Genomic DNA, 17,959 nt, shown 5'->3' on the forward strand with positions numbered 1-17,959 from the left:
CTCAATCGAAGTCGAACAGCTCGCCCAGCAGCCCCTTGCGTTTCCGCTTCTGATAGTTCTGATCGCGATACCTGTCGTCGTAGTCGCGCTCGCGGTAGCGATCGTCATCCCGGCCGCGGGGCGCATAGGGTGCTTCCTGTCTTGCCTCGCCGCGGGATTGAGACTCGCCGGCCGAACGCTCGATGATCTTGTCGAGTTCGCCGCGGTCGAGCCATACGCCGCGGCAGGCTGGGCAGTAATCGATCTCGATGCCTTCGCGATTGGACATCGACAGGGTGGCATCGGGACACACCGGGCATTTCATCTGCAATCTCCTTCGTCAGGGAGATCGTAAGATCAATCGCAACGGGCAGAGTTCCCGGAAGATCGTGGATCGTGATTCGCGATGCGCCGGCGCTGCGGTCGAGTGTCAGTCGGCCAGTTCGATCCACGTCGGCGCGTGATCGCTCGCTTTCGGCCAGCCGCGCACGTCGCGGTCGACACCGGCACTCGTCAATCGACGCGCGGCGGCGGCGTTCAGAAGGTGATGATCGATGCGCAGCCCGGTGTTGCGCTCGTACGAGTTCCGGAAATAGTCCCAGTACGTGTAGATCGTCGCGTCCGGGTGCAGATGTCGTAGCGCATCGGTCCAGCCCTGCGCCATCAGCCGTCCGAAGGCTTCGCGCGTCTCGACGCGGAACAGCGCATCGTCCACCCAGCGCTCCGGCTTGTAGACGTCGTTGCCGGTGGGAATGACGTTGTAGTCGCCCGTGAGTACCACGGGACGTTCGCTGCCGAAGAGTTCGGCGCCGTGCGTGATGAGCCGTTCCAGCCAGCGCAGCTTGTAATCGAACTTGGGTCCGGGCGCGGGATTGCCGTTCGGCAGATACAGGCAGCCGATGACGACGTCGCGCACGACGGCTTCGATGTAGCGACTGTGCTGATCCTCGGGATCGCCCGGCAGCGCGCGGCGGATCTCCACCGGTTCGCAGCCCTTCGCGAGAATCGCCACGCCGTTGTAGCTCTTCTGCCCATGCCAGATGACGCCGTAACCCGCCTCGCGAATGGCGCTTTCTGGAAACGCTTCGTGTAAGGCCTTCAGTTCCTGCAGGCACACGACGTCGGGCGAGGTTTCGCTGAGCCAGCGCTGGAGACTTTCCAGCCGGGCACGAATGCTGTTCACGTTGAATGTTGCGATGCGCATAGGCCGGCAACAGTAAGCGGATGGACGGCTACGCGCAACGCATGCGGAAGCAGACGACCGAAGCGTGGTCAGCAGACTGTCAGCCGTTCCAGAGCACGGCTACCGTCATCACCAGCGCGAATCCCACGATGATGAGGATCATGGCCATGGTCGTGCCCCGGCGCACCTCGGCCTTGACGTGCCTGTCGACGACCTTCTTGCGGGCAACTTCATCCCGTGGATCGACAGTACTGATTTCGGCCATGAGCGCATCGACCTTCGCCTTCCTGCCGGCTGCAAGCGGGCGGCGCGGCGGCGGTTGCTGCGGCGGGAACTTCTGCTTCAGCTCATCGAGCAGCTTCATCGCTTCCTCGGGATCTGTTTTGGCGAGCTCTCCAGCGCGCTCGAGCGCTGCGAATTGCTCATCGGCGCACCGTTTCATCTCGATGAGCGCCTGCGACGGCGCACTCGTCGCCAGACTCGTGCGGCCGGTGCGCTCCTTCCACAAGGCATGGCACAGCGCATGAACCACGGTCGCGGGATGCGATGGAAAAGTCAGCAGCACGACCACGAAGTTGCGTTCCGCACCACGCGTCATGCGCGTCCTCATCCTGGAGAGAAAACTCAACGAGCTCTCTCTTTCATGCAACCGGGGAACACCGATATGCAGCGAATGCGAGGTGGCACCGTTGTTCGATTGACTGCGCAGGCCGATCGATTCGATCTCCTCCCAGCCGAAGGCCCCCATCACGGCAGTGGACAAGCCGTCGCGCTGAATCACCAGCGCGGGTTTACCGAGGGCAGGAATGGAAAAGCATGCAACGAACACCGCAAGGACAATCGCCGCAGCGAACATCGCCTTGGACTCGAGGCCCGGCGTCGTGAACGCCGCATATCCGGTTGCAGCGGCGATCGACAGCATCAGTACGAGCAACGGCATGCCGGTCGACGCCCTGACTTCGACCGGCTGACCGGCAAGCGCGACCTGCTGCTTGAGTGCAGCCACCTGCGCCGCCCGCTCTTCCTCTTCGCGCGCTTCGGCAGCGGGCATGACTCGCCGATACCAGAGGATGACAACGACGAGCACGGCACACGCGCCGATAAACAACGCGAGAGATTCGTTGCGATCGAATGAAGGCGATGCGATGGCGAAGATCATCGCGACTGCCATTGCCACTGCGATCCAGACCACTCCCTTTATCGTTCTGATCGACATGCTGATATGCACTCCCTGCCTGTCTGCAACGGACAGCGAGCGTAAACCAAACCGCCGCACATCCCAATGGGGCGATGCCCGTGCGGACAATTGAGCCGCAACGGTTCCGCGCGTCACGCTCTGCCCCGTCATCGACACGGAGGCGTGAGTCATGGCGCAATTGTCACGCGCACAGCAGATTGCAGCTCTGGTGCGCAACGAGTTCAGGACGCTCGATGCGCGAGAACTGTTGCGCAAGCCCACGTCGGTTCTGCTCGGCGTCGATGACGGGGTGGAAGCAGCGCTCGCCACGCTGGACATCACATCGGTGTTCGACCTGGCGACATCGAAGGTCTTCGACGATGCGGCGAAACTCACGGCGGCCGGCACCGATTCGCGTGCCGCCATGTCGCAGCACGGAGTTCCGCCGGCAGACCTGGTGCGTGAAGGGCAGATGCAGGGGCATGCGCTCAACGAGCTGCAGTTCCGCCCCATCAGCATCCTGCAGACCGTGCCGGAAGCCGAGGCGGATGCGATCGCCGCCGCGCTCGATACTGCCGTCGTTCGCGACCTTTCGCTGTTTCCACCCTATCGCGCAGCGACGTTCATTCTGGAGTCGGTCTATTTTCCGGAGAACCAGCCCGAGTTCGATCCGGACACGCCTGCCGATCTCATTCCGAAGTCGGGTGAATATCCGACCGAGCGTGTGCAGTACACCACGCTGCTCATGGATGAGATCCGGCTCGGCCCCAACGACGCGCTGGTGGATCTCGCGAGCGAGGCGTTCACGCCGATCAGCATCGACAAGCTCACGCAGCTCAACGCCGGCTTCAAGCACGTGGCTTATGGCGCGCTGCTGACCTTCAATCAATCCTGGTATGCGCAGGCCGTGACGCTCGGACAGCTGCTGCACAGCACGGCGCTGGGGCCCGGCGAGAGCACGCGCATCGCCGTCATCGACTGGTCGCGCAAGAGCCGCGCGGGACAGACCGAGGTCATCCAGGAAACGGATGACCTGACCAGCGATACCTCGCACAACCGCTCGATCAGCGAAGTCACCAGCGCCGTCGCCGACGAGGCACAGGGCGGCTTCTCCGCGACGAATACGTCCAGCAAGTCCTCGCAGTCCGGCGAGGCGGGATCGCTCGACATCAGTGCGCCGTTGGGCGGCCTGTTCGGTGGACCGAGCGGCTCCACCGCCTTCTCGAGTTCGCGGGCCAGCAATGAATCGAGCGCCGAAAGCTATTCCTCGTCGTGGGGCCATCGCGAGATCGGCAGCACCATGATGCAGGACGTGAACGATCGGACTCACCAGCATGCGCATTCCAGCCGCAGCCGCCGCGCTTCCGTGGTCAAGGAAGTGGCGCAGTCCGAGCACGAACAGGTCAGCACCCGCGTACTGACCAACTACAACCACATGCATGCACTGACGGTGCAGTACTACGAAGTGGTGCAGATCTATCGCGTCGAGGTGATGCTGCGCCGGGCCGACCGCGTGGTGTTCATCCCGTTGCAGCTCGTCGATTTCAACAAGGACGACGTGGTGCGTTCGTTCCGGCCGTCGCTGGCGCGCGCGGCGCTGGCGCCGGACATCCGCGACGCTCTGCGCAATCTCGATGTGATCGAGGTATCGCCCGATCGCACGGCGAAGTTCTCCGCACTGGACAAGAACCTGAACATCTTCCTGCGCGAAGCGGTGTCGAAGCCGAGGGTCACATTGAGGGCGGCGGCCCTGAAGCCGGTGGCGCTGGCGATCGCTGCCGACGAAGACGACCAGCCGGCTGCCGAGGAAGCGAAGCTGCTCGCCGCGGCGCCGCTGCAGATACGCGCGTCTGCCTACATCCCCGCCGTGCAGCTCGCGAACGATCATCTGTGGGCCAGCGACCAGGTCGCGAGGCTCGCGAGCCTGCTCGATCGCAGCGTGCTGCGGCCGGATTCGAACGCGCTCTATCTGCCCGCAGATGTGCTGGTGGAGAACGCCACCGTCTCGGGCGATGCGGCGCTGAAGCCGGTGTTCTACAAGCGCGCCGGCGGACGCGTCGAGGTGACGCCGCAGGCGCCGGTCGCGCTGATGGACATCGTGCGCATCGCCATCGCCGGCAGCAATGCCAGCAACGAAGTCTCGGGAATGATGACGCTGACGCTGAACCGCAACGGCGTGCGTTTTCCGTTCGAACTGCCGGCGGTGAAAATTCCTGCCGGCACCAGCGGCGAGACGCGACTGGTGCAGCTCTCGACCGGCGGCGTGAACAGCAATCTCAAGCAGCACCTGAACGCCAACAAGCTGCACTACAGCCAGGCCGTCTTCCGCTCGCTCGACAGCACGCAGCTCGCGACCTTGCTGTCGGGCTTCGGCGTGCAGGCGGGCGACCGGCTGGTGCCGGTGTCGCAGCTCATCGATCCGCGCCCGATCCGCTTCATCGGCAACTTCCTCGCCTTCCGCATGAACAGCGATTCGGAACACGATGCGTCCTGGCAGAAATGGCTGGAGGAACGCGGCATCCGCATCGGTTCGATTCGCAGCGACATCGTGCCGCTCGGCACGGGCGGAACGTTTGCGGAAGCGGTGCTGGGACGATTCAACTGCGCGGAGAAGCTCGACATCACGCGCTTCTGGAACTGGCAGGACTCGCCGATTCCGATCCAGCCGCCGGAGATCGCGGCCATCCAGACCGGCTCGCGGCAAGCGCCGGAGGATGTGAAACCGGGACAGCTGTCGAACCCCATCATCAGCATCACGCAGCCGACGAGCCTGCCCGATCCGGTGGGCACGGCCGCTGCGCTCGCGGCGATCCAGAACGGCAACATGTTCCGCGACATGAGCGGACTGCAGGCGACGATCGGACTGGCGCAGGCCGGCTTGCAGGCCAGCGCAGCCGGTGCAGCCGCAGCCGCGCAACAGGCTGGCGTCAATCAGCAGAACCAGCTGCAGGCGACCACCGAGCGACAGCGCATCGCGGCGGACATGATCAAGGATCTCGCGCGCACGGCGGCCAGTGTCTACACCGGCGGCATGGCCGGTGGTGGTGGCGGCGGCGGTGGACCCGCAGCCAGCAGTCACTCGCAGGACGGCGCGAAGATCAACTACTTCGACAAGACCAAACAGCCGGCGCCGCCTGCCCAAAGCAATGGTGCTGGCGGCGGCAGCGTCAATGCCGTCGAAGGCGGCGGTTCTTCCGGCGGCGGCGAACCCATGCCGCTGTCGAACGGCATGATGGTCTTCAGCGATTCGATGCCCGGCAGCTCGTGGCAGTACTCGCAGAACCCCGGCATCCTCGCGGCCAACTGGGGCGGCATGGGCACGTCCGGACAGAACTTCATCAACGCTGCGTACGAACAGGCGGGCGATGCGCTCAAGGGCGGCGGCGGTACGCCGCCCTCGCCCGCCAATGGCGAAGTGAACCTGGCCGGCTACTTCGTCTGGGATCCGAAGCTCGATGACGCCCAGGAAATCCAGCAGCGCACCAACAACAAGTGGAGCCCGGCCACCGTGGACTTCCTCGCCGTCATGGGCAGCAACGCCAACAACGGCATGGGCAACTTCGAAGCCATCATGGGCGAGCTGGTGAAGTACGCGCCGCGCAGCATCAAGCGCGTGAACTTCATGACGCACGCGGACTCGGACACCGTCGGCATCATGGGCCGCAACACCACGGACGGCGATGTGATCTTCGACGTCTTCGTGACCAGGCAGGACATCGACGGCTACGCAGCCAGCGGCCTGTCATTCACCTACGGCAACAAGACCTACACGCTGGATGACGTGCGCGACCGCTTTGCGAAGGACGCCGTCTTCGTGCTGTACGGCTGCAAGGCCGGCCAGTCGACCGGCCTGCTGACGGCGCTGAACAAACTGCTCGGTGTGAGGATCGTCGGCTTCAAGCAGAAGATCGCTTTCTGTTATCCCGCGCCACAGAACGGCAGCATCGTGCGCAAGGGGACCAAGATCGGCATCTACAAGAGCGGGTTCTCGTGCAGCACCGATTCCGTGACCGACTGGAAGGGGCTGATCAGCCACGCGGATGCTGTGTCGGTGCCGTAAGCAGCTACGACGATCTACTCGAGGATCTGCAGGCCGCTGGACCACTTCTTCAGTTCCGCCTGCATCGCCCGGTCCTTGAAGGCACCGGTTTTGGCGTACACCAGCGTGTACAGCACGGAAGGATCGGTGGGCGCCTTGCCCTGCGGATAGGGATGGACCGTGCCGATGGTCGACACACCACCCTCCATCTGCACCTTGCCATCCAGCGGCTGTTGCCGCCGGACGATCTTCTGCCACTCGACGCCGTAGTTCTGCGGCAGACCCGGCGGCGGCGCATTCAGGCGGTTGATCACGACGACCGCATCGCCGGCGGCATCCTCCACGGCCGACAGGCCCGTGACATCCCAGGTGAAACCGTTGGCGTCAGGAACGTAGTTGGTCGTCAGCAGCAGGCGACTGGTCGGCAGGATTTTCTGCTGCGCCTCGCTATAGCTGAACGCAAATTTTCGCGAGCGGAAGTTCAGACGCTTGCCGAAATCGAAAGCCAGGCTGGACTCGCTCATCGTACGCGGCAGCAGATCGGTGCGCGCGAGATAGTCCTGCCACTGCCTGAGCGTTCCCCCAAGCGAGATGTGGACGAAATCGGTCGTGGACCGCAGATCGACCATCAGGTCGTGTTCGCCGGCGGTCGCGGCCCAGCCGACCATGCCGACGTAGCCTTCGGGCGTCGGCAGAGCGACGGATAGCGCCACCACGTCCTGATACTCGATGTTCCACTTGCGCACCTGCCATTTGCGCCCGTAGGTATCGACGTGCACCGATTCATCCCTGGCGTTGCCCAGCGAAGTGATGCGCACCTGATCGCGACCGACCGCCCGCTTCCACAACCAGCCCTTGAGCAGCGTGTCCATGTAGGCCGTGGAGTCCCTATAGAACTGCGCCGCATCCGCCGAATCGGGGCGCCGGATCTTGACGAGGAGCAGGCGCCCGAACTGTGACGCCGATACGTAGCCGTTCTCCGCGAGCTGAACGGACTGCGGATTCTCGCCGGTGTACGCGTCCCACATGCCATCCTCCTTCTGCGCAATGACGGCGAGGCTCTCCATGCCGATGTTCAGCTGCAGCAGTTGCGCCGCGCCGTCGCCGCGCGGAAACATCGTGTCCGGATTCTTCTGCAGAAGTTCTTTGCACATCGCATCGATGAAGTCGTCGGAAAACGCCATGACCTCGGTGCCGACTTCCGCGTACGTGCGCGGCAGCTCGATGGTTTTCTCTCGGTGGCCTGAAGTGGGCACGCTGAGAAACGGCAGCCGGTAGCGCATCTCCGAGTCGAGCTGACCCACGTTCTCCGGCGCGTCCAGCAGTTCGGCGATCGGCAGCGCGTAGTTTAGATTCTCGCTTTCCGACTTGCGCAGCACGACACCGATGACGCGTCCCTGGGCGTCCAGCAACGGACCGCCACTGTTGCCGGGCGACGCGGCGGCCGAGAAGCGCAGCCATTTCCATTTTCCATAGCGCGTCTCCGGCGTCATCGACGTGAGCAGACCGTCGCGAATGATGATGCCCTCGCCGAGGGCATTGCCGACCGCGAAAACCCCGGAATCGAGCGCCGGTTCTCGATTCACCTTCAGGACAGCATCCGCGCCGCAGGTGTCGCAGGAAAACACGACGAAGTCCTGCTGCGTCGACAACTTGTGAACGAGGCTGATCGGATGAACCGAGCCATCGGACTTGCGCACCGCCGGCTCGCCGAACTGGGTGCGGAAGCCGCGCGACAGCACATGCGCCGCGGTCACGAAACGATTGTCGCCGATGGCGAACGCGGAACCGATCGACACGTACTTCTCGTTGCGCTCCTTGAAAGGCAGCAGATCCAGCGGCAACGGCTTTTCGTACGAGAGCGAGTCGACCTCGGGCTTCTGCATCACGATCTCGAACGTCGCTTTGCGCACCTGCGCCTGCAACGTTCCCGAGAGCGATGCCGCGGCCTGCGCGCCGAGTGTCGCAACGAAGATGAGACTGCCGCAGATGGCGGGGAACAGCCGTGTCGATCTCACTTGGAAGACTCCCTGGGCCGAGACTGATTCATTGTTGTTCGATGAGCCGCAGCATAGCCGAGGAATCGGGCCGCGGAGTGATGGTCGGGGGCGAATTCTGGCCGGTTGTCGCTGCAGAGAAACCCCGACTGCCCTCAGGGAGCGCCAGGTCCAACTACCGGCGTCGCTGCGGCTTTGGCGCCGCTAGTTGCGCAGACTGATCGTGGCGGCGCCTGCAATGGCGCCCTGCTGCGGACGCTGGAGCAGCACCGCGACGGCAGTTGCATCGTCCGGCAGGGACGCGAGCGGCGTTTTCATTCGCTGCGGCGCGCCGTTCCACCTGCCCAGAGACCGGAAGGAACGAACGATGTTGTACTCCTTCAGTTCGCGACGCGCATTCTCGCCGCGACCCGGCAGTGTCACCGCCTGCTCGAGATACGACACGACGTGGACGTCCAGCGTCTCCCGCCAACGCTCGGGCAGATCGATCACGAGTTGGCTGCCGGACTTCGACAGCGCAATCGCCAGCGTATCGCGCTTTTCCGCCAGCGCTTCATTCATCGCGGATCGATTCGAACCGATCAGGCTCGTGTCGCCGCTGATCACCGCTTGCGGCGTGAACACACCAGCCCTCGACAATCTGCGCGTGTAGCCGCGCTGGCGCTGCGCAGCAGCAGGAATCGAGAAACGATCCTTCCAGCCCTGATCGTCCCAGTAGTCCACGTGATACGCGAGCGCAATGACATCGGGCCGCTTCGCCAGCTCGCCGAGCAACATATCGGCCGGCGGACAGGAACTGCAGCCCTGCGATGTGAAGAGTTCGATCACGACGGGCCGAGCAGCGGCAGGGCCGGCAAACGCAGCGGCAGCCATCAGCATCAGGAACCGAACGAAGCCTGGCGCGCTGATCGTCATGTGACCGCGACTCCTTCTGTGACTTGAACCTGCCGTGGCGGATCAGTCGCCGGACAGCAGCGGCAGGACGATAATCGGAATGAAATCGACCAGGAAGTGCGCCAGCATGACCGCGACCACATTCCGCTTCCACAGGTACACGCTGGTCAATGCGATTCCCATCAGCAGCGCGATCAGTACGCCGCCCGGTCCCTGTCCGTAGTGAAATCCGTCGACAGGTGACGAAATCCCGCCGCGATGATCGGGACCGCGAACAATGCGATCGCAACGCCGAGCCAGGTCCAGCGCGCGGTCGATGGAGACGTTGGTTGGTTCATTGGGACGTCGGCTCGCGACGAGGCGCGATGCATGATTGTTGTGATTGTTCGATCGCGAGCGGAGTTTACGCGCAGCACGGCGCGGAGATCCACACGCGCCGTGCTGCGCATCCGATGGCCATCCGGAAATCGGCGCGTGTTTCCGGGAGCTATTCTCTTGTACCGGTGAACGTTCCCTCGCCATATCCCGTCACCGTGATGCTGCCCTTCACGGTATTTCCCATGAGCGTTGCGGCGTAGACCACCTGGACAGGTACGCCCTGTACTTCGGTCTCGACGACCAGGTTCACGTGATCGCCCTTCAGCGTGCCTGCGATGGGCGCCGTGCCGAACAGGCCTTCGTAGACACCGGCGATCTCCTCATCCGACTGCTCGAGTACCCACGAGGCTTTCGTCGTGCCCGCGGACGCGGATTCGACGGTGATCTTCCACGTTCCACTCATGCTCTGTGGAGCGCTCCATGCGGTGCTGACGACGATTCCAAGTAGCAGGCCATGCAAAGTCGTGTTCATTTGTCCTCGCAGATCAGATGCGTGACCCGGATTTCGGGCGCGCGCATTTGAGTCGCACTTTGCGCTGCATGCCATTGCGGAAGATGCGTCTGCTTTCTACACTGCCTGGGCCACGGCGTGCGCCCGTGTATCTTCTGTATCGACAGCCACCCTAAACAGAATTTCCTTCTCGCTGCAGGGCGGAGATGACCGCCAACGCGCGGGAGCGGCGGTGCCGCGGATTCGCGGATTCCTCGCAGAGCTACCCAGAAACTCGTGTGCCGCAATTCTCTCGACGCGTACACCGCAGAGGCATGGATGCCGCACCCTCTCCAACTGCCTGTTCCAGGCGCGTTCTCAAATCCGTACGCCTTGCCGCTGGCGGACTATTCAGGCGGCTTGAACGCGCGCCACTCCCCCGTGTCGCCTGCGGCCCAATCCACGTTCGACCGCAGGATCAGGCCCCAGTTGGCGCTGGCCTCGGGGTGCGTGCCGAAGTACCAGTCGAGCACATAGTCAGCGCCGCTCGTCGGCCGCATCAGGATGCGCTGCCCGTCGAGGCGATAGGTGCCGGTCTCGGTCGGCACGTTTTGCGACGCGATCCGATACTTGCCGTCGCGCTCGAAGCGGATATTGAACACATGGCGGAACTTCACCGGTGCGGGACCCCAGGTGATCGTCGTCAGCACCCATTGCCACTCTCCGACGACGGAATGGTTGAACTTCGCCGCCATCTGCGGATCCGGTCCGCCCTGTGCCGGCAATCTGTCGGGGCGCACGGTACTGTCCGGGTGCGTTGCACTGCTGTCTGCGTTCGCAAGTGCGGCGGGCTCTGTGAGAGGCATCGTCATGTCGAGTTGCATGCTGGCGAGGAAATCGCCGTGTACGTTGCCGCAACGGTCCCATGCCTCCCCATCGGACACCGAGACGAGTACCAGCACGAGTCGATCACCTTTGCGCAGCAGGTTGAGCGCCGCAATGGAAATTCCCTTGGGGGTTTGCACGGGCGCGATGCGGCGCGCGATCGTGACGCCGTTGCCGATGTCCAGCGGTGCGGGAGTTTCTGGATCGTCCGCAAAGGTCCGCCCTTCCATCACCGCAGTCCAGGCACGGTCGAGTTCCTCGCGCAATGACGCCGTCGCGGAATAGCCTCTGCTCACGGTCATGAGACAGACTGAGTCGCTGCCCACCTGCCGCGATTCGAAAACCAGACCATCAGCCCGCTCCTTCCGGCTCCAGCCCGCCGGAGCCTCGAAGCTGGCGATGTCGAAGCGGTCGGCGCTGGCACCGAGCGGCGTCAGCAGCAACAGCAGCAGTGCCATCCGTCCCCGGCGCTGCGCATATGCCGCCACGCGCGAGGCCTGATCTGTGCGGAACATCGGCGCCTCCTTGACGACTGTATTTTCCCGGCGGCGGTCACCTGGACAATGCAATGAGCGACTTCGATGCTGCTCCTCTGGCTGGACGCATGCCAATGTCCAAAGGGCACATGAGCGAGGCGCGCCGGGCCGTGGGCGAATGTGTCGATACACACTCGCAGCTCAACGAATGCAATGCGAACGGTCGATGAATTCTCGGCAGCGATGAGTTCAGCCTGCCCGAAGCCGCTCCGGGCCACTTTGGTCGACAAGCCCGAAACCTGACCAGGCACCGAAAAAACTTGTTGGTTTTCTTTCAGGCCACCGCCGCTGCAGCGCGCTCTGCTACCGGAACGCTCGCCTCCGTTCAAGGCGCCGCGCTATCGCAGATTCATGTTCGGCAGATCGTGCAGGAAATCCACATCCGGTTTCACGCGGATGAGATTGCTGTACATCTCGACGAACGGTTCGCTCCTGTCTTTTGCCCAGTGCGGCGCCGTGAATTTCACCGACCCTTCCAGCGCTGCTTTTTTCCAGGCGGCCATGTCCGGAAACCACATCTCGTCCACGCGGTGCCATTTCACGTAGGGCCCGCTGGGTCGCGGCGCGCGGAAATCCACGGTCTTGTAGCTGACATACCAGAGGAGCCCGGGGAGCTTCCTGGCTTCCTCGGCGTAGACGGTGCGATACCACTCGTCGCCCTCTTCCTGCGACACGCCCTCCGGATATCGCAGGACCCGCATCCAGCGGACCACCGGCACATCGGGATTGACCTCTTCTCCGGCGTGAATGTCAGTGGGATAGGCGGGGATCATCGTCATCGCGGTGAGAATGACTTCCGTGCTCAGCTTCCAGGTACCCGGGGTGTAGGGGCGTGAGGTGCCGGAGCGCGAATCGCGGTAGTCGTCGACGCTTCCCCACCACATTTCCGTGTATTTCCCGGGACGCGCGCCATAGCGCTGCACGGCGTCGGCCGGCGGATCGAAAGCATTGAAGGTCTCATAGCGCCGCAGCCACGGACCGTACCAGCGGATGAACTCGGGCGCGTGATGGCGGAAATACCACCGCTCGCCCTCCATTTTCTCCACGCCGTTGAGATAGCCGAACCAGAGCTGCCGCACCATCGTGCTTTGCGGCTGTCCCGCGGTGAAAGGCGTTTGAGCTTGCACGCTGCCTCCTCCGAACAGTGAGATGCACAGGAACGCGGCGATCAGGACGGGCAGGCCGATCTCGCGGCATTTTTTCCTGGAGTTCATCGCATACATTGTCAGTTGCCTCCGCTGGTTGGCACGTCGATACGCTCCTCGCGCTGCGATCCGCCGATGCCGGGCGCGAGAACGCCCATGGCGGCGACAGTCTTTTCATCATCATTCAGGCACATGTAGAACGCCTTGGTGCCCGGCGCCGAAACCACGCGGACACGGGGGGAGGCGCCACGATCAGGCCCGCGCGGACAGTGTCTTCAGCACGATCGGATGCAGCGTCTCGAAGCTGATGCTCTTCGAGCCGATCTTCACCATGTCCTTTTCCTGCAGATAGCTGAACTTGATGTAGACCGCATTGGCGGCCAGGCTCATGTTCTTGTCCGGCTTGGAACGTGACTTCGTCTTGATGACTCCCTTGCGGGAGTCCGAGTAGACGTCGCGACCATCCTTGACGCCTCCGATCACCTCGGTCACGGAACTCGTGATCTCGCCAGCCAGCGAGGTCGCGCCGGGTAGCACATTCCCCAATCCCGCACCCGCGATGCCCACGACCTGGCCGACGACGGCGCTCACCGCCTCCTGAACCGGAAACAGACCGACGAAACGCTGTCCGGGGCGGTAGTAGCACATGCCCATGTAGATCTCGGGCAGATCCCTGATGCGATTGTCGATGCCGCACGAAGGCCGCTTCGCCAGGAAATTCAATACTTCGTGCCACAGCCCGACCAGCGCCAGAGACTGGACTCCGGCACCCACTTCGGAAAACAGATACTTGCCGTTGCTGGCCGTCAATGCCCTGCGCAACACGCCGCGGTCTTCGATGACCGATCCCCCTCTGCCGAGCTTCACGACGGAAACCGGAACCCTCCACATCTCTGCGGCCATGTCTACCCCTCGCGTTCTCGTTGTAAGTGCAACTGGCGATACTAGGACACGGCACCCTGCTGTGGGTAGGCCGCGCGAACTGCGATGGTCATCAGGTACGGACATGGATCCGAATGAGCATCCGTACGCCGCCGCGCACGCCATACCAGACCCGGCCTGCTGCGCTCAGTCCCGCCGGGCGTGAACACACTCGACTTTTCCGGTGTAGTGATTCTGAAACTTTGCGCGAAGCTGTTCGCAGATGAAGTCGCCCTCATCCGCCGTCAGTCCGTAGATCACCATGCGGCCGTCACGTTCGCGCGGCGCCTCGCGCTCGAAGCTCATGTACGTCGAATGGATGGCGACGTTGTCGAACAGTCGCTGATAACGGGGTTCGAGCGTCGCCGTGCACGTGGCCGCCTGCTTCGTGCACTCGGCACAGCCGTTGATCACGTCGCTCCATGCCTGGTTCGAACGCAGTCGACAATCCTCATCGCCTGCCATCTTGCCCAGCAGCAGGAAGTTGAACTCGCGGCCCTGGATCTTCGCGTCCATTCGCATCTGCGCGTAGACGGGATCGGTGATGACCTCGGGTGCCGCCCCCTCGACCCGTTCCTGGTAGTGCTTGTAACCGAAATATCCGCCGACACCGAGCAGAATGAGAATCAGAAGACCTTTCATGGATCACGTCCGTGCTGAGTTGTTGTGAACTGATTGGAGCAGAGTCACGCAGCGATGGGATCTCACCGAAGTCCCGCACCGAAGCCCCAAGTTGCGATCAGCAACCTGCAATGAACTCGATCAAGGTGACACCGTCGTTCGCGATCTGTTGTATTCGTTCGTACCGAACCTGCTGCTCTGCAGGAAGCGCCCGGTGCCAGGCATTGATTTCATCGCGGATGCCGACTAGATCAAGCTGCTGCTTGAGAGCGTCGATCCGTTCCGCAAGGGGTGGCGGGCAGTCGGGAACGTTGTCGCTGGCTTTCTCTATTTTCACCTTCACCGTGAAGCCAGAATCAAGACCATCTGCAGTTGTGGCGAGAACGATCGGAACCGGCGCAGGCGGCGGTGCTTCGTATTTGCCGGCAAAGTAGCCGAGCGCCACGAATGCCGAAAGCGCAAGACCCGCGACGAAGCCGCGAAATCCCGACTTGCGGCGCTCACTGCGCTCTCGTTCTTGCCGGTCGGATTCATCTCTCGACCCCTGATTCCGTTCATCCATGATGCCTCCCAACTCCCCACATTAGACAAGCTGTATCCAGTCGAGCGCCAGCTGCTCCAATCAGATGCGACGACAGTGGCCCAGCAAGACCGCATCGCCAGGTAGTCTACTACCAGAGTTCTCTATCAGGCGCGAGCAGCCTTGCGCTCGCACCGAGGGCCGCTACCACCCGTTGCCAATGGGGCTCGAGGAATTCGCCTGCCAGCCCGCATTCCCTGCACATTTGACAGGAAGGTCATCGCACGGGTCTTCGGGGTATGTCGCGGCCGAAGACGCCAAGTCGCTATTGCAACGGAATGTTGTGCTTGGCAGCGAACTCGCGGAGATCATGTCCGCATGTAGACATGCCATACGCTTTCGCAGAATTGCAGTGCCGATACCGTTGCGCTCGTTCTCTCATGGCACCGGCTGTACGACGATTCGCTCGCTTCCCGCGATGAACAGCGTATCGCCGTCTGGCGTGATCGTCATCAGCACGGTGGAATCATTGAAGAGAGACGAGCCGCTGCTGATACCGGGATCAGGCACTACCGTCGGCGCACCGATCTCGGGAAAGAGATCATTCGGAGTTGCGGGACTGGCCGTGAGGTCGTAGGTGTGCAGCCGCAGCCCGACTTTCTCGAAGGCATACGCACGACTGCCATCCGGACTCAGAACGACGACATCATTCGTCGCAGGCAAGGTGCCGAGCAGCGCATACGAACTAGCGTACACGCGCGTTTTGTTCAGCACTATGCGCGATGCGTCCTGATTCATCTGTGGCGGCGCAGCGGTCAACTGGTGAATGCCCGTCGGCGTCACGGTCCGACTTCCAGTGTCCAGCACAGAGATATCGTCACCTGAGAACTCGATGAACTGGTTTGCCAGCAGCAGGCGGGCTCCGTCTGCTGACGCGCCAATGTTGCCACGGCACACCACGTGCACCGGCTCCGGCAGCGCAAAGGACTGTTTGCGGACGTCGTACAGCAGCAAGTGGGCACCGCAGTTGTAGTTGACGTCGCCAAACATCGCGACGGTGCCATCGTTGGCAACGGCCATGTCAGCGATGTGCTGCGTGCCGCCGGGAAACAGCGGCGAGTCGACGGTCCTCACGATGGCGAGATCGTTCGCATCGAGATGGACGACCTGCTTGTCAGCTCCAGCGATCCACTCGGTGCCATCGGCGGCCAGCGCCAGACCGAAGTGATTCGTCAACGTCCTGGACACCGGGGACTGCCACGCATTGCCATCGCGAGCATAGCGAACCATCGCCGTCGGTCGTGGCCGTCCACAGACTGACCGCGACGGCAGCGCGCTCTGCATCGTATCGCAGAGCGTGGGGAATTCCTGGAGTGGCGTACGGAAGAGTGGCGGCGGTGAACGCCGGCGGCGCAACGACGACCAGCTCTGCGAACCGCCTGACGTCCGGGAAGTTGCCTTGCAAATTTACCGGGTAGCGGCCAGCAGGCAGCGCAGGGACTCGTGCCCGAATCTGCGTCGCGCTGTCGACCGTGAATGACTGTGCCGGCGTCGAACCGAAAGACACGCCCTGGATCGTGATTTGCGAAAACTCGTCGCCGCGAATGATCACATCGCTCGGCGTCCCGGTGTACGCGACATACGGCGAGACATGATTCACCTGAGTGCGATTGATCCGCAGCGTCACGGGCACATCGAGCTGGAGACCGCCTACCGTCGAATGCTGCAGTCGGATGCTTCCGATGTAGGTGCCGTTGCTCATGCCGTCGACGGCGGCCTGCACCAGCGAAACGTCCATGCTCGTACCACTGCCACCGCCCTGCGTGACACTCAACCAGGCTACGGAATTCACGGCAGTCCAGTTCTCAGCCGGAACGGTCGTAACCGTCAGTTGGCGTGACGAATCGGAAGCAGCAGGCGTGTTGCCAACGCTGAAGTCGAGCGAACTCGCCGATGGCTGGATCGCAGCAACGTGATACGTGACGGGAATCGTCTTGGGACTTCCCTGCAGATTCGCGCTGCTGCAACTTGCGTCGTTGACGCATGCGCGGACGGTAATGGTTCCAGTATGTGTACCGACTCCCAGCGTGGCGGGGGAAACTGGGGTTCTTGGGGGAATGAGGGGGGGGGGGGGGGGACGGCGGGGAGCCTTTTGCCTGTCCCGCCGTGTCGCTGATCAACGAAACCGAGGAAATCGTCGAGATCGCAGGACCGGAGCCAACGACTGTAATGTAGAGCGTTCCGCCCGAGACACCGCTGACCGTACCCACCAGCGACTGCGGCGCCGGCGTCGGGGCGGAGGGTCCATTGGCGATGAACGTCAAACTGCCCGGCGAGACGGTGATCGTGCCGTTCCGACTGCCTCCGCCACTGTTGCCACCTCCACCGCCCCCGCCACACCCGGCCAAAGCGAATGCGCAGGCAATCACCAACTTGCCCAGCAAGGGCACACGGATACCGTGCTTCAACATGATTTCGTCCCCGCCGCCAGAGTCGTTTTGTTTTGTTTCAGGGGTTCTAGATGGCTCGCAACCGCAGTATAGATCGTGCGTCGATGTCGAGTCGCGCTTCGCGAAAGAACGGTGCCGGCACCGCAACCCCGCGATCTACGCGCCGCCCTGATCCTGCGGGGCGCCGTTCGCCTCGGGATCGAATGAAGCCCAATTGTCGTACAGACCGTTCACGGGCTGCGGTGGACCGAAATCTCCCGACTCCAACCGATCGACAACATGAATGCCGACAGGCAGCCATCCGAAGTAGCTGACGCTCGTCCCGCCATCCAACAGCGTACTCACGTACTGCAACAACATGGCCTGTGCGACCTTCATCATTGCCATCAGATCACGACGATCGATGTTTGATTGCTGCACTCGCGTGAGCAGGGCCTGTGCCTCATCCTTCGAAAGACTGGCCACGAATTCGAGCTGCCAGAAGGAACCGTCTGCCAGCCTGCGCTCGATCCACGAAGGATCATCCACCCTCAGCATCGCGCATTCCCAGATTCCATTCAGGAACGCGGCCAGCTCCAATGTTCGCCGCTCTCTGCCGTATGTTTGCTCCCGACGTAGCCACTCCTCTGCATACGGGACTCGGCGCTCGGCCAGCAACTTTCGCAGCAGCGCGAGTCGCTCCTCCGCCGTAAAGGTCTCCGTGCATGGCTCGCTGGAACAGCTCATTGATGTTCACTCCCCTTGCCTGAATTGTGGAATCCAAGGTGCCCTGCCCGAGTCGACGCCGGGCCGTGATTCGCGGAT

At 62.7% G+C, this 17,959-nt stretch carries 18 protein-coding genes; 2 read left to right on the top strand and 16 right to left on the bottom strand.

What is annotated here, in order from left to right; all coding sequences use genetic code 11:
• Window position 1 precedes the first annotated feature (1 nt).
• The 3 genes from V7D81_RS08505 to V7D81_RS08515 form a co-directional block, all read right to left on the bottom strand.
• On the bottom strand, window positions 2-304 hold the full coding sequence (locus V7D81_RS08505; RefSeq protein ID WP_324315728.1) for a TFIIB-type zinc ribbon-containing protein: 303 nt from the start codon (window positions 302-304) through the stop codon (window positions 2-4).
• Window positions 305-409: 105 nt separating this feature from the next.
• A complete protein-coding gene (xth, locus tag V7D81_RS08510; protein WP_324315729.1) occupies window positions 410-1,183 on the bottom strand; it encodes an exodeoxyribonuclease III in 774 nt (257 codons plus the stop codon).
• 79 nt (window positions 1,184-1,262) lie between these two features.
• On the bottom strand, window positions 1,263-2,531 hold the full coding sequence (locus V7D81_RS08515; protein WP_324315731.1) for a hypothetical protein: 1,269 nt from the start codon (window positions 2,529-2,531) through the stop codon (window positions 1,263-1,265).
• Here V7D81_RS08515 and V7D81_RS08520 point away from each other — a divergent pair.
• Window positions 2,530-6,399 carry a hypothetical protein gene (locus tag V7D81_RS08520; protein WP_324315733.1) on the top strand — a complete coding sequence of 1,290 codons (3,870 nt, stop codon included), beginning with the start codon at window positions 2,530-2,532 and terminating at the stop codon, window positions 6,397-6,399. The two genes, V7D81_RS08515 and V7D81_RS08520, sit on opposite strands and share 2 nt — an antisense overlap.
• A gap of 14 nt (window positions 6,400-6,413) precedes the next feature.
• Here the strand turns inward: V7D81_RS08520 and V7D81_RS08525 are convergent, their stop codons facing one another.
• The 12 genes from V7D81_RS08525 to V7D81_RS08580 form a co-directional block, all read right to left on the bottom strand.
• Window positions 6,414-8,396, bottom strand: a complete 1,983-nt coding sequence (locus V7D81_RS08525) for a S1 family peptidase (RefSeq protein WP_324315734.1) — start codon at window positions 8,394-8,396, stop codon at window positions 6,414-6,416.
• Window positions 8,397-8,579: 183 nt separating this feature from the next.
• On the bottom strand, window positions 8,580-9,290 hold the full coding sequence (locus V7D81_RS08530; protein ID WP_324315735.1) for a DUF1223 domain-containing protein: 711 nt from the start codon (window positions 9,288-9,290) through the stop codon (window positions 8,580-8,582).
• A gap of 42 nt (window positions 9,291-9,332) precedes the next feature.
• Window positions 9,333-9,791, bottom strand: a complete 459-nt coding sequence (locus V7D81_RS08535; RefSeq protein ID WP_324315736.1) for a CPBP family intramembrane glutamic endopeptidase — start codon at window positions 9,789-9,791, stop codon at window positions 9,333-9,335.
• Window positions 9,757-10,050 (bottom strand): hypothetical protein, encoded by a 294-nt coding sequence (locus V7D81_RS08540; protein ID WP_324315737.1) that lies wholly within the window; start codon window positions 10,048-10,050, stop codon window positions 9,757-9,759. The genes V7D81_RS08535 and V7D81_RS08540 overlap by 35 nt, the downstream gene beginning before the upstream one ends.
• A gap of 434 nt (window positions 10,051-10,484) precedes the next feature.
• The gene (locus V7D81_RS08545) at window positions 10,485-11,477 is read right to left on the bottom strand and encodes a hypothetical protein (RefSeq protein WP_324315738.1); all 993 of its coding nucleotides are present in this window, start codon (window positions 11,475-11,477) and stop codon (window positions 10,485-10,487) included.
• A gap of 359 nt (window positions 11,478-11,836) precedes the next feature.
• Window positions 11,837-12,712: a hypothetical protein gene (locus tag V7D81_RS08550; RefSeq protein WP_324315740.1), complete on the bottom strand. Its 876-nt coding sequence runs from the start codon at window positions 12,710-12,712 to the stop codon at window positions 11,837-11,839.
• A gap of 11 nt (window positions 12,713-12,723) precedes the next feature.
• The gene (locus tag V7D81_RS08555) at window positions 12,724-12,870 is read right to left on the bottom strand and encodes a hypothetical protein (RefSeq protein WP_324315742.1); all 147 of its coding nucleotides are present in this window, start codon (window positions 12,868-12,870) and stop codon (window positions 12,724-12,726) included.
• A 25-nt stretch (window positions 12,871-12,895) separates the two neighbouring features.
• Window positions 12,896-13,546 (bottom strand): hypothetical protein, encoded by a 651-nt coding sequence (locus tag V7D81_RS08560; RefSeq protein ID WP_324315743.1) that lies wholly within the window; start codon window positions 13,544-13,546, stop codon window positions 12,896-12,898.
• Window positions 13,547-13,711: 165 nt separating this feature from the next.
• Entirely contained in the window at window positions 13,712-14,206 is a 495-nt protein-coding gene (locus tag V7D81_RS08565; RefSeq protein WP_324315745.1) for a hypothetical protein, read from the bottom strand.
• Window positions 14,207-14,303: 97 nt separating this feature from the next.
• Window positions 14,304-14,747, bottom strand: a complete 444-nt coding sequence (locus tag V7D81_RS08570; RefSeq protein WP_324315747.1) for a hypothetical protein — start codon at window positions 14,745-14,747, stop codon at window positions 14,304-14,306.
• A gap of 396 nt (window positions 14,748-15,143) precedes the next feature.
• On the bottom strand, window positions 15,144-15,941 hold the full coding sequence (locus V7D81_RS08575) for a hypothetical protein (protein ID WP_324315749.1): 798 nt from the start codon (window positions 15,939-15,941) through the stop codon (window positions 15,144-15,146).
• The gene (locus V7D81_RS08580) at window positions 15,880-16,488 is read right to left on the bottom strand and encodes an IPT/TIG domain-containing protein (protein ID WP_324315750.1); all 609 of its coding nucleotides are present in this window, start codon (window positions 16,486-16,488) and stop codon (window positions 15,880-15,882) included. The genes V7D81_RS08575 and V7D81_RS08580 overlap by 62 nt, the downstream gene beginning before the upstream one ends.
• A gap of 13 nt (window positions 16,489-16,501) precedes the next feature.
• Between V7D81_RS08580 and V7D81_RS08585 the strand changes: the two genes are divergently transcribed.
• Window positions 16,502-16,681: a hypothetical protein gene (locus tag V7D81_RS08585; protein ID WP_324315751.1), complete on the top strand. Its 180-nt coding sequence runs from the start codon at window positions 16,502-16,504 to the stop codon at window positions 16,679-16,681.
• 630 nt (window positions 16,682-17,311) lie between these two features.
• Here V7D81_RS08585 and V7D81_RS08590 read toward each other — a convergent pair.
• Window positions 17,312-17,881, bottom strand: coding sequence for a hypothetical protein (locus V7D81_RS08590; protein WP_324315753.1), 570 nt, complete (start codon window positions 17,879-17,881; stop codon window positions 17,312-17,314).
• Window positions 17,882-17,959: the final 78 nt, after the last annotated feature.

The organism is Povalibacter sp. (genome assembly GCF_036735925.1).
Classification (GTDB): Bacteria; Pseudomonadota; Gammaproteobacteria; order Steroidobacterales; family Steroidobacteraceae; genus Steroidobacter.

Coding starts and splice junctions, on each gene's coding strand:
- V7D81_RS08535 (WP_324315736.1), bottom strand. CDS start 9,791: ATGGCGAGGGAACGTTCACCGGTACAAGAGAATAGCTCCCGGAAACAC.
- V7D81_RS08560 (WP_324315743.1), bottom strand. CDS start 13,546: ATGGCCGCAGAGATGTGGAGGGTTCCGGTTTCCGTCGTGAAGCTCGGC.
- V7D81_RS08565 (WP_324315745.1), bottom strand. CDS start 14,206: ATGAAAGGTCTTCTGATTCTCATTCTGCTCGGTGTCGGCGGATATTTC.
- V7D81_RS08520 (WP_324315733.1), top strand. CDS start 2,530: ATGGCGCAATTGTCACGCGCACAGCAGATTGCAGCTCTGGTGCGCAAC.
- V7D81_RS08545 (WP_324315738.1), bottom strand. CDS start 11,477: ATGTTCCGCACAGATCAGGCCTCGCGCGTGGCGGCATATGCGCAGCGC.
- xth (WP_324315729.1), bottom strand. CDS start 1,183: ATGCGCATCGCAACATTCAACGTGAACAGCATTCGTGCCCGGCTGGAA.
- V7D81_RS08585 (WP_324315751.1), top strand. CDS start 16,502: ATGCTCGTACCACTGCCACCGCCCTGCGTGACACTCAACCAGGCTACG.
- V7D81_RS08505 (WP_324315728.1), bottom strand. CDS start 304: ATGAAATGCCCGGTGTGTCCCGATGCCACCCTGTCGATGTCCAATCGC.
- V7D81_RS08540 (WP_324315737.1), bottom strand. CDS start 10,050: ATGAGTGGAACGTGGAAGATCACCGTCGAATCCGCGTCCGCGGGCACG.
- V7D81_RS08515 (WP_324315731.1), bottom strand. CDS start 2,531: ATGACTCACGCCTCCGTGTCGATGACGGGGCAGAGCGTGACGCGCGGA.
- V7D81_RS08550 (WP_324315740.1), bottom strand. CDS start 12,712: ATGAACTCCAGGAAAAAATGCCGCGAGATCGGCCTGCCCGTCCTGATC.
- V7D81_RS08530 (WP_324315735.1), bottom strand. CDS start 9,290: ATGACGATCAGCGCGCCAGGCTTCGTTCGGTTCCTGATGCTGATGGCT.
- V7D81_RS08590 (WP_324315753.1), bottom strand. CDS start 17,881: ATGAGCTGTTCCAGCGAGCCATGCACGGAGACCTTTACGGCGGAGGAG.
- V7D81_RS08570 (WP_324315747.1), bottom strand. CDS start 14,747: ATGGATGAACGGAATCAGGGGTCGAGAGATGAATCCGACCGGCAAGAA.